Genomic DNA, 14,112 nt, shown 5'->3' with positions numbered 1-14,112 from the left:
GACTACGTATCATCCTTACTTGCTTTGAATAGCACTTCTTTCTCCCGTGAAGTTAAGCTTTCATAGCCACCTATGGAAATTTTATCCAAAATTTCATCAATTTCGTCTTGGTTAGGAAGGTCGGAGATGTGTCGGTAACTGCTGTTATTAACGGCAGTGTTATTACTTTGGTGCACGACTTTCATCTTCGACTTTTTTGTCACTCTTCCTAGTTTTAGTTTGCTAAAATCCTTTCCTTGTTGCAGTGATCGTATAAACAAGACGCCCCAAAACACCATCGCTAGAAAGCTAACGCCACCGGCTTTGTCCATAAGACCGGTAAGAACCAATTCTATACAAACATATACGAGGGCAATGGTTTTCAAGGAAATTGTACCCAACAGGAGCAATCGCACTTCGTAACGAGGCGCTAAAGTTGCAACAGAGGCTACCAAGGCTCCCAACGCAAGCGTCGAGGTGTGTAATGACAGTTGCACGCTGTTTTGTAGTGTCGGTATAAAGCCAAGACCTAAATAGACGCAAGCTCCTAGAAGGGTGGCACTGATATAGAGAAATAGGAATTGTCTTCTGTTGAGAAAATTCAAGAAAATATTGCCCATCCAATATAGCCATAAACAATCGAATACCAACTGCAACAATCCGGTATAAAGAAAAGGATATGTTACGATAGACCAAGGTTGTGTCAGAAACTGGCTAAACGATAACGGTAAGCTTAGATAGTCAACGGCATAATCATACAATGATAGTTTAAGGAGGTTGACCTCTTTCAAGAGGTCAAAAAGATGAATGAGTACGAAGATGACAACTTGTCCCGATATGATAAAAGGGATGGGAGACTTACTTTGGTAAGTGTCACGCCAAAAAGTTTTTAAAACACGCTCTTTCATCAGTCACATTATTCTTTAATACATACTTCCTCTTCTAACACGCCATATTTTGAGAAGGATATAGGCGAACAACGCTCCCCCAACATGGGCTAAATGGGCAATAGATCCTCCGGAATTTGAAAAGCCTAAATATATCTCAATTAAAATTAAAATCGGAATAAAAAATTTCGCTTTTATAGGAATAGGAATAAACATGAGATAGAGTGACATGTTTGGAAACAGGTAGCCAAAGGCTAGTAACAAGCCGTATATTGCACCAGAGGCCCCGACGAGCGGTGTGCCGTAGATAGCGGCCAGAGTGCCTAATTCATTCTGCGATATAGGGAGGCTGCTACTGATCGTTTCGTTGAACATGTCTAAACGGATGAATTCGGATGCCCTTACGGTACCAACGATATTATAAACCTCCGCCGCTTGTACGCCATATTGCAAGACAAGTGCTCCAAGCCCACAAATCAAATAGAAATTTATGAAACGTTTAGAGCCCAAGACTTGTTCGATAATGGGTCCAAACATCACCAATGCGAACATGTTGAAGAAAATATGTGCAAATCCGCCATGCATAAACATATAGGTGATTACCTGCCATATTTGAAAGAAGGGTGAATCTGGATAGTATACTCCAAAAAAACGAGGTGCTTGCAAGAAAATCGCAGAGCCAATAAAACACACCACGTTAATGATGAGCAGGTTTTTAACTACGGGGGTCAAATTCGAAAAGAGGTTGTTCATATATTGTTTCGTAGGTCGTAAATATTTAGTTCTTATTAAATCGCTCCATGAGTTCTTGCAATGTAATCGTGACCACAATCGGCTTGCCGTGTATTGATATACTCGGTGATTGAGTAGCAAAGAGTTTGTCTATCAGTTCAGACATTTCTTGGTTATCTAGCGCTGCTCCCGGTCTAATGGCCGCGTTTTTCGCAAGACTACGTGCTAAGTTTTCTCTTTTATTAAGTTGTAATTCGTCTTTATTGTTTTTGAAATCTTCCAAAAGCTGTTCCAAAATTTTAGTTTCGTTGATGCCCTGTCCTAGGTCAGCAGGGATACCGTCTACAATAAATGTCGTTTTCCCGAAAGGTCGAACTTGAAAGCCTAATGTTAGGATGTCTGGAAGAATCTCTTCCATCAGCGCGTAATCTGCCGGACTTAGCTCCACGGTCTGTGGAAACAAACTCTGTTGGCTGCTGCCCTGGTGGTTTTCCAATAATTCCATGTAGTGTTCAAACAAGATTCGTTCATGGGCAGCCTGCTGATCTATGAGCATAAAACCGGAATGAATCTGTGATACGATAAACCGGTTGTGCAACTGGAAAAATTGTTTAACAGCATCGGCAGAAATGGTAGACGGGGACGAGCGTTCTTTTGCCGATCCGCCCGAAAAAGCCTTCTCTTCCTCGTGTAAGGATAATTGCTCAGAAACGTCCTTTTGTGTAATTTGATATAAAGAATCCCAATTCTGCGGAATACCGGATTTTTTCTCAAGCCCTGCGGCATAACTGGAAGACCGGGAACTCGAAGAAGATGAATTCGTCTCCTCGAAAGGATTGAAGTTCGGGTTAAAAGAAATCGTCGGCGCTTGAATTTCTTCTAGCGGTTTATTGGTGATGAGGTTTGCAAAACTTGTTTCCTGGTTGAAATCCAACGTCGGCGTAATGTTATAACGGCCTAACGAGCGTTTAACTGTCGACCGTAAGATCGCGTACATGGCTTTATCATCCTCGTACTTAATCTCTGTTTTGGTTGGGTGAACATTGATGTCGATTTTGGATGGGTCTATTTCAATAAATAGAACATACAAAGGGTAGGTATCTGCCGGAAGAATATCTTCGTAGGCATTCATGACCGCGTGGTGAAGATAAGGGTCTTTGACAAAACGTTTATTGACAAAGAAAAACTGTTCGCCACGGGTTTTCTTTGCAAATTCGGGTTTGCCAACGAAACCGCTAACCGTGATAATCGTGGTGTCTTCCTCTACGGGCACAAGACGTTGGTTATAGTTATTTCCGAAGAGATGTACTATCCGTTGTTTCAAAGTCTCAGACGGCAAATGAAAAAGTTCATTGCCATCACTGTGCATACTGAAGAATACGCTTGGATGTGCTAACGCGACTCGTTGAAACTCATCAATAATATGACGCATTTCTACCGAATTGCTTTTCAAAAAATTACGACGAGCAGGAATGTTATAAAAAAGATTTTTGATTGCGATACTTGTGCCTGAGGGAAGCGCTTCGGGTTGTTGACTGATTACTTTGGAACCCTCGATTTCTATAATTGTGCCGAGCTCATCTTCAACGCGTCGGCTTTTAAGCTCTACCTGTGCAATCGCGGCGATCGAAGCTAAGGCTTCTCCGCGGAAGCCCATCGTACGGATAGCAAATAAATCTTCTGCTTGCCGAATTTTGGAAGTTGCATGTCTTTCAAAGCAAAGACGGGCATCCGTGATACTCATGCCACAACCATTATCGATAACTTGTATGAGGGATTTTCCAGCGTCCTTAACGATAAGCTTAATTTTATCCGCCCCTGCGTCGATCGCATTTTCAATAAGTTCCTTTACCGCAGAAGCCGGTCGTTGTACCACTTCTCCTGCAGCAATCTGATTAGCAACCGAATCAGGCAGTAACTGTATAATATCTGACATACAAGAGCAAAGTTACGAAAATTTTATGTGTCGTGACTCGTGATTACCTTCGGCGGGCTCGTAAATATTTGTTGCCAAGGACAGGAGGGAATATTGGTTTATTTCGGGATATGGGATGGAAGCCGTTAGTGTTAATAGGGGGATAGTACAAATGCGTATATAAAGAGGGCAATAATGCCCTGCGATGATACGGGTGAAAACGACCTTGCCTTGTTCTGCGACCAACTTTCTGTAGGCTATTCCGTTAAAAACAGAAAGTTGTCTGAGCAAAGCGAGTTTCTTTCTGTTTAGGAAAAGACAAAGAAAGATAGCAAGAACCAGGCGAGTCTTGACTTAAGTTTTCTTTTTTTGTTAAGAAAAAAAGAAAACTTAAGTCATTTCCGTTTTCAAAAACCTGGCCGTCTCGTTCCCTTTTTGTTTGATAAGATCTTCCGGTAATCCAGCAAACATCAATTTCCCGCCACCTTTTCCGCCCTCCGGTCCCATATCGATTACCCAATCGGCTGTTTTCACGACATCCAGATTGTGCTCGATAATCAATACGGTGTTTCCTCGGTCTACCAAACGGTTGATGACACCCAATAAGACATTGACATCTTCAAAATGGAGACCGGTGGTTGGCTCGTCTAAAATGTAGAAGGTATTGCCGGTATCTTTTTTTGATAGCTCCGTAGCGAGTTTTACGCGTTGCGCCTCTCCTCCCGAGAGCGTAATAGACGATTGCCCCAACGTAATATAGCCCAACCCTACATCCTGCAAAGTTTTAATTTTCCGATAAATGGAAGGGATGTTTTCAAAGAAATCCACTGCCTCATCAATGCTCATGTCTAAGACATCGGAAATAGACTTTCCGCGATAACGAACTTCCAATGTTTCGCGATTGTAACGTTTGCCGTGACAAGTCTCACAAGGAACCTGTACATCTGGCAGAAAATTCATCTCTATAATTTTCATGCCTGCTCCCTGACAGGTTTCGCAACGCCCTCCTTTAACGTTAAAGGAAAATCGGCCGGGTTTATAACCCCGAATTTTTGCTTCCGGTAATTGCACGAAAAGCGTACGGATATCGGAGAACACCCCAGTATAAGTCGATGGGTTGGAGCGTGGCGTACGTCCTATCGGACTTTGATTGATTTCGATAACCTTGTCTATATGCTCAAGCCCTTCTATTTTTTTATAAGGTAGTGGGACGCTTTTTGCGCGGAAAAAGTGTTTGTTCAGGATAGGATAGAGGGTTCCCGTAATAAGACTAGATTTTCCTGAACCGGATACACCGGTCACTAAAATTAACTTCCCCAATGGGAAATCGACCTTCACGCGCTTTAAATTGTTGCCTGTTGCACCTTCAAGTGATAATATTTTGCCGTTACCCTTACGTCGTTTGGCGGGAATAGCAACTTCTTTCTGTCCATTGAGATAACGAGCGGTCAACGTGTCCGCTCTCATAATCTCTTTCGGTGTCCCCTGCGTCACCACGCTTCCGCCGTGTACGCCTGCTTCTGGCCCCATATCGATTACGTAATCAGCCTGCAGAATCATGTCTTTGTCGTGCTCTACGACTAAAACCGAATTCCCGATATCACGTAAGTTTTTCAACGAATTAATCAGCCGCTCATTATCCCGTTGGTGCAATCCGATGCTCGGTTCGTCCAGGATATATAACACATTTACGAGTTGAGAACCTATTTGTGTGGCCAGTCGTATACGCTGCGCTTCCCCACCAGAAAGTGTTTTGGAAGATCGATCTAAAGTAAGATAGCTTAATCCTACATCCAAGAGGAAGCCTATCCTTGCGCGAATTTCCTTTAGGATTTCGGCAGCAATAGTGTTTTGACGTTCGTTGATCCGGCTTTCTATACCGTCAAACCATTCTTGCAAGCTGCTGATATCCATACTTGCTAGTTCAGCGATGTTTTTCTGATCTATCTTGAAGTGTAGTGACTCCTGTTTCAATCGAGCCCCCTGACAGGAAGGACACACCACTTTGGTTCGGAAATCTTCTAAGACGGGGGCGTCGTCTGAGCCTCGTCCGTTTATCTCTTCCAACATGTCGAAGATGCCTGTGAACTGTATTTTGTATTCGCGTGTACCATAACTGCCGTAAGAAACGGTGATGCTCAATGGTTCTTCTCCCCCGAAAAGAAGCGTATTCAATTGCTCCTCGCTTAGTTTCTCAATAGGACTACTCATGGAAAAATCGAGTTTCTTGGCCACCGCTTTGACCACCTGAAATGTCCATGAGTCACGCGAAGGGCCTAGTGGCAAAATGGCACCCTTTTGTATGCTCAATTTTTTATCCGGGATAACTGTATCTTTGTCGATTTCGAATATATAGCCAAGTCCATCACATTTCGGGCAAGCGCCATAAGGAGAATTGAAAGAAAAAGTATTCGGTTGCGGTTCATCGTAGGAGATGCCAGACTCCGCATCCATAAGATAGCGGCTGAAAAAATGCTCCCGTCCGTCCTTGTTCGCAATTTTGATAATACCTTTTGCCGCTTTCATGGCTTGCATCACCGATGTATATAGCCGTTTTTTATCGCCTGCGCTTGCGTATAGACGGTCGACCACTGTTTCAATGTCGTGTATTTTGTAGCGATCAACTTGCATTTTAGGTGTGAGTTCCAGAATTTCGCCGTCCACGCGAACTTTGGTATAGCCTTGTTTACGAATCTGTTCAAAAAGCTCACGATAATGCCCTTTACGGCCTTTGACGATAGGCGCGAGAATATATATCGGTTCGTCGTTGAACTCTGCTAATATTCGGTCGACAATCTGCTCTTCCGACATTCGCTGCATGAGCTTACCTGTAACATAGGAATATGCCTCACTTGCTCTCGCATATAGCAATCGCAGGAAATCGTATATCTCGGTGATCGTTCCTACAGTCGACCGCGGATTTTTGTTTGTTGTTTTTTGTTCAATGGATATCACAGGGCTTAGTCCCGATATTTTGTCTACGTCAGGACGTTCCATTCCGCCTAGAAACTGTCGACTATAAGCGGAGAACGTTTCCATGTAGCGACGTTGTCCTTCGGCATAAATAGTGTCGAATGCGAGCGAAGATTTGCCGCTCCCACTTAGCCCGGTGATCACGACCAATTCGTTGCGAGGAAAGCTGACGTCGATGTTTTTAAGGTTGTGTACGCGCGCGCCAAATACCTCAATTTCACGTTGTTCACCTAAATCTATATGATTGTGCTGCTTGGTAGAGCTCATGTTGTATTGTCCTGAATTTTGAAAGTACAAAGTTACGGTTTATTTCTTTTCTTTTTTGCGGTCAAAAGTGGTACTATAAAAAATTGGCTACTAATTTGTACCTTGGTTGTATAAAACAAAGCAGCGTGTGAAAAAACTGGATTTGACAAAGCAGGAACGGGATGTTGTGGAAAATGCACTTGATCATTGGCAAGGGTCCGGTTTGCTAGAAGCTAGCAAAGTCGAAGCGTTAAAGCAAACCATCGACGAAAGAGCGTTCGAATGGAAACATTTGGCGCGTTATGCGTTTTGGATAGCCCTAGTTTCCCTCATTTTTGCCGTATTTTCGCTTTTCGCGGATGATGCATTGACCCGTTTTGTGGAACGCTTTTATGAAGCACCCAATATCGTTTTTTGTCTATTTTTTGCTGGACTCGCTGTGCTTTTCTATTTCTTGGGCTTCCGAAACAAAAAACGGTATCCGGAGAAAACGTTTTCCAATGAAACACTTATGTTAGCGGGTTCCTTTGCAACAGCTGCGTGCATTGGTTTTCTGGGTCAGGTGCTGGACCGGACGACAAGTCATTATACACTCTTTTTCCTTTTGTCAATTGCTATATATGGTATTTTGTCCGTCAAACTTAACTCGAAGCTGATCTGGGTATTTACATTGGTGGCGCTCGGTATTTGGTTTGCAACTGAAACCGCACATCACAGCAATTGGGGGTTTAAATTCTGGGGTATGAATTACCCCCTGCGATTTACATTGTTTGGATTGCTTTTGACCACCTTCGCGCTATGGGGGCAGGAGAAAATAAAGCCGTTGAAACCATTTCAATCAACGAGCTATGTCGTAGGACTATTGTACACGATGATCGCTTTATGGTGCCTCTCTATTTTTGGAAATTACAGTGATTTCGATGCTTGGACACAGGTTCGCCAATATCATATTCTTTATTGGGGAGTTCTAGCTATTTTGCTTTCGTTGGGATTGGCGTTGTACGGGATGAAGACAAAAGACCATGCTTCGCGCGACATAGGTTTCGTTTTCTTTATCCTGAATCTCTATACCCGCTTTGTGGAATACCTTTGGGATAACATCAACCGCACGATTTTCTTTCTTCTGTTAGCGGGGTCATTTTGGTTGGTGGGTAGATGGGCCGAACGGATATGGCGTAAAGGGAAGTGATTTATGCTAAATAATGTTATTTTTGTTTCATGATGAAGTTAAGACAAGATTTAGTCCTTCGGAAAGTCGGGGACGACTATATTATGGTAGACCCAAGTCAGGGAATGGTAGACCTTTCCAAAGTCCACACCCTTAATGAAACGGCAGCATGGCTTTGGGAGCAGTTGGTAGACAAAGAAGTCAATGCAGCGTATATAGCCGAGCTTCTATGTGAGCGCTACGAGGTTTCGCAAGAGAAGGCCGCACAGGATGCGGAATCGTTGATACAAGAATTTGAAAAAGCAGGTCTTTTAGAGGCATAGCGCAGGTATATAAAAAGTATGGAGGCCAATACAACACCAGAGTTGACAAGTCATTATTATGAAATAGCAGATTTACAATTAGAATTACGCTTTCCCGCAAGGTTAAACTTGAACGATATTTTACCTTCTTTTGTCGGTTTTCGTGGGGAAAAACGTAACGGGACACCTGCTGCCGTCGTAATTTTTCAGGAAGAAGAGGTGCCTTCGGAAGAAGAATGGGGTGCCCTTCGAAGCGATATTTCTCTCGTGTGGGGTGACAATTTTCGTTTTTATGAACAGGAAAACGCATTCGTCACACTGATAAAACATACTGTAAAAGACAAGCAGTGGATGATGAAGAGCGCGAAAGATTTTAGTGAGTCGCGTATATATGGAAAAGCCGATGATGCGCGGATGGGAGAATTTGTCAGCTGGCTGTTGATGGTGGTTTTTGGACAGGTGGGATTGCAACATCGACTGATCTTGATTCATGCTTCCGTGATTGCTTACCAGCAAAGGCAGGGAATCGCTTTTTTAGGGAAGAGCGGGACGGGCAAGAGTACACATAGTAGGCTTTGGTTGCAACATATTCCAAACACCGAATTGTTAAACGATGATAATCCGGTGGTGCGCCTCGAAGAGGATGGAAAAGCCATGATATATGGCACGCCGTGGAGTGGAAAAACGCCTTGTTACAAAAATAAATGTGTAGAACTGAAGGGCTTTGTCCGGCTGGCGCAGGCTCCATTAAACAGATTTACACGGAAAAAAGGTGTAGAAAGTCTTGTTGCTGTCCTGCCAAGTTGTACTGCTCTCCGTTGGAACAAAGATTTATTCAACGCCATGACCAACACACTGTCGCAATTAGTGGAGCAAGTCAACGTGGGATATTTGGAATGCCTGCCCGATGCGGAAGCTGCAAAAACATCTTATAGCGCACTTTTTGAAGAATAACGATAGGGATGAGCTTGTACCTCCTGTTGAATCTAAACAAATTTCAGACTATACGTAATCTCCACTCCGCCTGCAACCAACATATCATGAACGGAGCAGTATTTTGTCACTGCCAGTTCCGCGGCTTTATGCACTTTTGTCTCGTCAAGCTGTCCTTTTAACGTAAAAGTGATGTGAATGTGCGTGAAAATAGTGGGGACTTCTTCCCGACGTTTCCCCTCTACCTCAACTTGTATGTCTTCTATAGTTTGACGCTGCTTTTTGAGGATGCTTGAAAGATCGAACACGCTACAAGAACCTAAAGCCATCAGCACGAGTTCCATCGGGCGTACACCTTTGCCTTCTCCGCCTATACTCTCAGAACCATCAATATTTACTTTGACGTTACCAAGCTCACTCGAGCCTTCAAAATGAACGGCGTCATTTTTACGTTGCAAATGGATTTTCATCTATTCAATTTCCTCTAATATAATTATTGCTAACAAATTTTATTCAAAAATAAGCTTTCCGAGTCAAATTAACGCGCGTTGTGACTAGGGAAATCTCACCCCGCGATATTTTGAAGCGTCAACTTTTGGAATCCTACTACGATACTGTTTATTTATAGCTTCAATAAAAAGGTTGGCAATGAGGGCATTTCCCATTGGTGTGAGATGCACCCCGTCCAACGAAAATGCGTTTCCGGTAATAAACGATGCGTTGACAGCGACTCCATTGTAGACAATGCCTGGCTTCTGAACACGATTGAGATAAGCGTGGGCATCTGCTAAGGCCAATTCCTCTTCTTCAGCGACTTTTTTAATAATATTATTAAACGCCTTTACACGAGCTTGAATAGCCGTCACCTCATCGCTGTCCAGTACGTATTTGCTTTCGATGGGATTGGACGGATGCAGACCGTAAGGTGCCGGATTTTCCCCAGATGTGTTCCCCAGTAATCCTGCCGAGGCAAAGGGTAGGATGAACAAATCATCGTCCGATGCTGCTCTGGATGTACCTGTGCCGATTTCGATATAGAGGTCCTGGACATCTTGACCGCTTTCAGCTTTTACGGCGGCGATCAGCGTTCCCCGTGTTACTGTGGTGAAAAAAGGAATGGCTGTCACGTCTGGGATCGTTGCAACTACGCCCTTCTGTTGATTTTCTGTAAGCTTTGTAATGAACTCTCGGTATGCGTGTTCAAAAGTCGCTGTTTCTGTCAATACTGTAGTAGGATCTTCAGGATTGGTTACGGCACCGTTCATGGCGTTACCCAAAACATCGTTGTTTCCCAGCCAAAAACTGAAAAATGTGTGGTTTTTTTCTGTGGCAAAGTCCATATAGGTTTTTGTCCCTACATCTCCATCTTGCAATAACCGCTCAAAATACATGTTTGCGGCACCGAAAGGGCCGAATTTAGAAAGATCCAGCCGCATCCCCGGGACGCCTAGGTTTTCAACATCATCCGTGTATTTGCTCAGTTTCCCCGGTTCACGGTAAGCCAAGTTATCGGTAATATTTTCCATTACCGGTTGTCCATTAACAAGATCTTTAAGTTGTAAATATCCGGAGCCGTTACGTTCATTTTCAGAGAAAAATGGGCTTCGAAAATCACCTCCGCCTACTTGTCGTAATTGCTCAGCGATGAGGTTAGGAAACGCTACTTGTTGTCCCTCAAGGTATAGTCCTCCGTCGGCAAAGCCTGCTGTTAAGGAATTCCCAACGGCAATGTATTTCGAGAAGTTAGCCTCTCCTGGCGTGGTCTGAAAGCCTTCGATCTCGGGTTTACAGGAGGTGGCTACCAGAGTTGATACAATACCAATATATAGCGCTGTATTTTTGAATATTCTTTTCATTTTCATCATCACTACCATTTATAAGTTAAGGATATGCCAGGAGCATGAATATTTGTTTTATATGTGCCAGAAAGTCCTGTATTCGCACTTGTTACGGTGCGTTCTAGGATGCGTTGAAAAACGTATGCACCCGTAAGGTCCCATCGGTCATTAAGATCGTATGTGAATCCTATAGATCCCATAATTCGATTGTTGTCCGGGGTTTCAGGCGATACGTACGGTCCTCGTACAGGACTATAGACGTAGCCTCCGCCTGCTCGTAAATCAAAGCGGTCACATACTTCATAATTGACCCCCACTTTAGCCGATAGCGCATTTTCATATTTTTTCTCCTGTTTTGTGTCTTCTAACACCGGAGTATTGTCTTTGTAGTCGAAAACGAGTTCTTTATATACACTGTAACCGATGATTGTAGCGTCGGCGGCGATATCCACTCGTTCACTAGCCGGGAATGTAAGGCCTATGTTGAACGAACTCGGTAACGGAAGTTCTGCGTCGAATGTCGTATTTGGAAAGGAGGCCGCTAAAGCAGGTGGCACTGTAAATTCTGCGTCGCCGTCCTTCAGCTTGGTGGTAACCTGAGAACGATAGCTTAGTGAGATCGCGAACTCGTCCTCTAAATGGTAATGTACGCCGACATTAAAACCCATACCCGTTCCCATTCCCGAAAGCTCTGCTCGTCCGGGCGTGCCGTCAGCCGATGCGGTAGGAATGGAGCGCGAAAGATCAACTAATCCAACATTGTAGACGAAGCCCCCACCGATACCAAAGTTTTCGGTTAGTTTGAAACTTAATGTGGGCTGGATATATATAGCCCGCATTTGCAGGTGATTCAGTTCGTAACGGCCAGGCCACTGATCGCCCCAATCCACCGAGCCGCCAAATGGCGTGTATACGCCAAGACCGGCTTTCCACCATGAATTTTTAGGGCCAAATGTTGCAAAGACGGAGAACGGAGGCGAAATCTTAAATTTCGTGTGGTGTACATCGTTGCTATTAAACTCGCGAAATGCGGAACGGTACATAACAGCACTAGCTCCTATCGACACGGCATTATGATCCATTTTGGACAGTGCACCGGGGCTGTAGAAGATGGACGTTTCGTCCACAAAAAGTGCTGACCCCGCCCCAGCCATACCGACGGCTTTTTGTCCTTGTGTGTTCACCTGCGATCCCTGTGCCCATGATATGATTGGGCTGGCAAGTAACAATCCTAATAGTAGTTTTTTTATCTGCATAATTTTTTAGATAAACGCATGAATAGGTTTACATATTCCCAAATGAAAAGACAGCAAACTATATGCCAGCATAATATTTTGTGCCGCTAAAATATGGAAAAAACTTTAACTTTGCTGTGTATGAAAAAAGATCAATCTAAAATCATAAGAGAACAAGCGCCACGGTCAGCAAGTAGAGAGCATTCCGTTCCTTTATATTTAACATCCAGTTTTATTTTTGATAACGCAGAGCAGGGACGGGCTATCTTTGCAGAAGAAGAATCCGGAATGGTCTACTCGCGCTACGCAAATCCTAATACAGCGGAATTTATAAATAAAGTTTGCATCATGGAGGACGCGGAAGCTGGTTTGGCATTCTCTTCTGGGATGGCGGCTGTTTTCGCTTCTTTTGCCGGTTTCATCGGACAGGGAGACCATATTGTTTCGGCTCGGGCGCTGTTTGGTTCCACCCATCAGCTTTTGACGCAACTGTTCCCTCGCTGGGGAGTAACGCACACGTATGTGGATGCGGTTGATAACGAGGCCTGGGAGCGCGCTATCCAACCAAATACGAAAATAGTTTTTCTCGAGTCTCCTTCCAATCCCGGTTTGGAGTTAGCCGATTTAGCATTCTTGGGGGCTTTGAAAGAAAAACATCCCCACATTATTTTTGCGATTGATAATTGTTTTGCAACTCCCTATTTACAAAAGCCATTACAATATGGTTTTGATCTTTCCATCCATTCGGCCACGAAATACATGGACGGACAGGGGCGTGTGTTAGGCGGTGTTATCGTTGGTAAGCAGGATCTAATTGATCAGTTGATGTTCTTTATACGACATACGGGGCCGGCAATGTCTCCTTTTAATGCGTGGGTGTTGTCAAAAAGTCTTGATACTTTAAGCCTGCGTATGGAAAGACATTGCAGCAATGCACTCGCATTAGCTGAAACATTAGAGAAACATCCGGAGATAGCGGATGTGAAGTATCCGTTTTTGCCATCACATCCGCAATATGACCTGGCGACTAAACAGATGAAGGCCGGTGGCGGTATTGTAACCTTTGAGGTTAAAGGCGGAGCAACGCGCGCATTTAAGTTTTTGGATGCGTTACAAATGATTTTGTACACCTCTAATCTTGGCGACGCACGTTCTATCGCTACACATCCAGGTTCGACTACACACTCGAAGCTGAGCGAAGAGGAACGTTTAAGCCTTGGTATTAAACCCGGAAGTGTTCGCTTATCGGTAGGTATTGAGGACAAAGACGATATCATCGGGGATATCTTACAGGCATTGGATGCTTCTATGGATAAAAAAGGATAAAAATGCTAGGAGCTAGGTTAAAATCAACTTTCTGATTTCTATACCTAGCTCCTTACATCCAGTTCCTACAAGGCTGCTAAAGCCTTCTCGTAATCCGGTTCTTCCGTCGTTTCAGCGACCTGTTCGGTGTAGACGACTTTTCCTTCCTCGTTAATTACGACAACTGAGCGGCTCAATAAACCGGTCAATGGGCCGTCCACGAACTTTAGTTGATATGCATCTGAAAAGTTGCTGTCTTTGTATTCGGAAAGAGTAACAACGTTGTCCAAGTTTTCTGCAGCACAGAATCGTCCTTGTGCAAAAGGAAGATCACGTGAGACGCAGAGCACGACTGTGTTTTCCAATCCCGAAGCCTTCTCGTTGAATGTTCTGACCGACATGGCACAGGTTCCTGTGTCGATACTGGGAAAGATATTTAAGACCACTTTTTTCCCTTTAAAGTCATTCAAACCCTTTTCAGATAGATCGCCTGCGGTTAATTTGAAGTCGGGGGCAGAAGATCCAACTGCGGGTAAGTCACCTTGTGTATGGACTGCTGTCCCTTTAAATGTAATTTTAGCCATGATTCTAATTTTAAA

Annotated in this window: 12 protein-coding genes; 4 read left to right on the top strand and 8 right to left on the bottom strand. The window is 43.8% G+C overall.

Annotation, left to right across the window (positions count from 1 at the left end):
- Positions 1-2: 2 nt before the first annotated feature.
- From C5745_RS01735 to uvrA, 4 genes are all read right to left on the bottom strand, one after another.
- On the bottom strand, positions 3-887 hold the full coding sequence (locus C5745_RS01735) for a rhomboid family intramembrane serine protease (RefSeq protein ID WP_105715206.1): 885 nt from the start codon (positions 885-887) through the stop codon (positions 3-5).
- Positions 888-902: 15 nt separating this feature from the next.
- A complete protein-coding gene (locus tag C5745_RS01730) occupies positions 903-1,619 on the bottom strand; it encodes a rhomboid family intramembrane serine protease (RefSeq protein WP_105715205.1) in 717 nt (238 codons plus the stop codon).
- Positions 1,620-1,644: 25 nt separating this feature from the next.
- On the bottom strand, positions 1,645-3,534 hold the full coding sequence (gene mutL / locus C5745_RS01725; RefSeq protein WP_105715204.1) for a DNA mismatch repair endonuclease MutL: 1,890 nt from the start codon (positions 3,532-3,534) through the stop codon (positions 1,645-1,647).
- Between the two features lie 369 nt (positions 3,535-3,903).
- Positions 3,904-6,753 (bottom strand): excinuclease ABC subunit UvrA, encoded by a 2,850-nt coding sequence (uvrA, locus tag C5745_RS01720; RefSeq protein WP_105715203.1) that lies wholly within the window; start codon positions 6,751-6,753, stop codon positions 3,904-3,906.
- Positions 6,754-6,880: 127 nt separating this feature from the next.
- Between uvrA and C5745_RS01715 the strand changes: the two genes are divergently transcribed.
- Genes C5745_RS01715 through C5745_RS01705 form a run of 3 tightly spaced genes read left to right on the top strand, consistent with a single transcriptional unit; the run spans position 6,881 to position 9,156 of the window.
- Positions 6,881-7,921: a DUF2157 domain-containing protein gene (locus tag C5745_RS01715; protein ID WP_105715291.1), complete on the top strand. Its 1,041-nt coding sequence runs from the start codon at positions 6,881-6,883 to the stop codon at positions 7,919-7,921.
- A gap of 29 nt (positions 7,922-7,950) precedes the next feature.
- Positions 7,951-8,223, top strand: a complete 273-nt coding sequence (locus C5745_RS01710) for a PqqD family protein (RefSeq protein ID WP_207795684.1) — start codon at positions 7,951-7,953, stop codon at positions 8,221-8,223.
- 18 nt (positions 8,224-8,241) lie between these two features.
- Complete coding sequence (locus C5745_RS01705) at positions 8,242-9,156, top strand: hypothetical protein (RefSeq protein ID WP_105715202.1); 915 nt, start codon at positions 8,242-8,244, stop codon at positions 9,154-9,156.
- A 32-nt stretch (positions 9,157-9,188) separates the two neighbouring features.
- Here C5745_RS01705 and C5745_RS01700 read toward each other — a convergent pair whose 3' ends face one another.
- From C5745_RS01700 to C5745_RS01690, 3 genes are all read right to left on the bottom strand, one after another.
- Positions 9,189-9,605 (bottom strand): OsmC family protein, encoded by a 417-nt coding sequence (locus C5745_RS01700; protein ID WP_105715201.1) that lies wholly within the window; start codon positions 9,603-9,605, stop codon positions 9,189-9,191.
- 84 nt (positions 9,606-9,689) lie between these two features.
- Positions 9,690-10,991, bottom strand: a complete 1,302-nt coding sequence (locus C5745_RS01695; RefSeq protein ID WP_243403220.1) for an SGNH/GDSL hydrolase family protein — start codon at positions 10,989-10,991, stop codon at positions 9,690-9,692.
- An 11-nt stretch (positions 10,992-11,002) separates the two neighbouring features.
- The gene (locus C5745_RS01690) at positions 11,003-12,229 is read right to left on the bottom strand and encodes an OmpP1/FadL family transporter (protein ID WP_243403219.1); all 1,227 of its coding nucleotides are present in this window, start codon (positions 12,227-12,229) and stop codon (positions 11,003-11,005) included.
- Between the two features lie 120 nt (positions 12,230-12,349).
- Between C5745_RS01690 and C5745_RS01685 the strand changes: the two genes are divergently transcribed.
- On the top strand, positions 12,350-13,534 hold the full coding sequence (locus C5745_RS01685) for a trans-sulfuration enzyme family protein (protein WP_105715199.1): 1,185 nt from the start codon (positions 12,350-12,352) through the stop codon (positions 13,532-13,534).
- Between the two features lie 65 nt (positions 13,535-13,599).
- On the opposite strand, the gene tpx is transcribed toward C5745_RS01685, so the two are convergent.
- The gene (gene tpx, locus C5745_RS01680) at positions 13,600-14,097 is read right to left on the bottom strand and encodes a thiol peroxidase (RefSeq protein ID WP_105715198.1); all 498 of its coding nucleotides are present in this window, start codon (positions 14,095-14,097) and stop codon (positions 13,600-13,602) included.
- Positions 14,098-14,112: the final 15 nt, after the last annotated feature.

Origin of the sequence: Sphingobacterium haloxyli, from assembly GCF_002980525.1 — a bacterium.
Classification (GTDB): Bacteria; Bacteroidota; Bacteroidia; order Sphingobacteriales; family Sphingobacteriaceae; genus Sphingobacterium; species Sphingobacterium haloxyli.
This window is presented reverse-complemented; position numbering and strand designations above follow the sequence as displayed.

Coding starts and splice junctions, on each gene's coding strand:
- C5745_RS01735 (WP_105715206.1), bottom strand. CDS start 887: ATGAAAGAGCGTGTTTTAAAAACTTTTTGGCGTGACACTTACCAAAGT.
- C5745_RS01730 (WP_105715205.1), bottom strand. CDS start 1,619: ATGAACAACCTCTTTTCGAATTTGACCCCCGTAGTTAAAAACCTGCTC.
- mutL (WP_105715204.1), bottom strand. CDS start 3,534: ATGTCAGATATTATACAGTTACTGCCTGATTCGGTTGCTAATCAGATT.
- uvrA (WP_105715203.1), bottom strand. CDS start 6,753: ATGAGCTCTACCAAGCAGCACAATCATATAGATTTAGGTGAACAACGT.
- C5745_RS01710 (WP_207795684.1), top strand. CDS start 7,951: ATGATGAAGTTAAGACAAGATTTAGTCCTTCGGAAAGTCGGGGACGAC.
- C5745_RS01705 (WP_105715202.1), top strand. CDS start 8,242: ATGGAGGCCAATACAACACCAGAGTTGACAAGTCATTATTATGAAATA.
- C5745_RS01700 (WP_105715201.1), bottom strand. CDS start 9,605: ATGAAAATCCATTTGCAACGTAAAAATGACGCCGTTCATTTTGAAGGC.
- C5745_RS01695 (WP_243403220.1), bottom strand. CDS start 10,991: ATGAAAAGAATATTCAAAAATACAGCGCTATATATTGGTATTGTATCA.
- C5745_RS01690 (WP_243403219.1), bottom strand. CDS start 12,229: ATGCAGATAAAAAAACTACTATTAGGATTGTTACTTGCCAGCCCAATC.
- C5745_RS01685 (WP_105715199.1), top strand. CDS start 12,350: ATGAAAAAAGATCAATCTAAAATCATAAGAGAACAAGCGCCACGGTCA.
- tpx (WP_105715198.1), bottom strand. CDS start 14,097: ATGGCTAAAATTACATTTAAAGGGACAGCAGTCCATACACAAGGTGAC.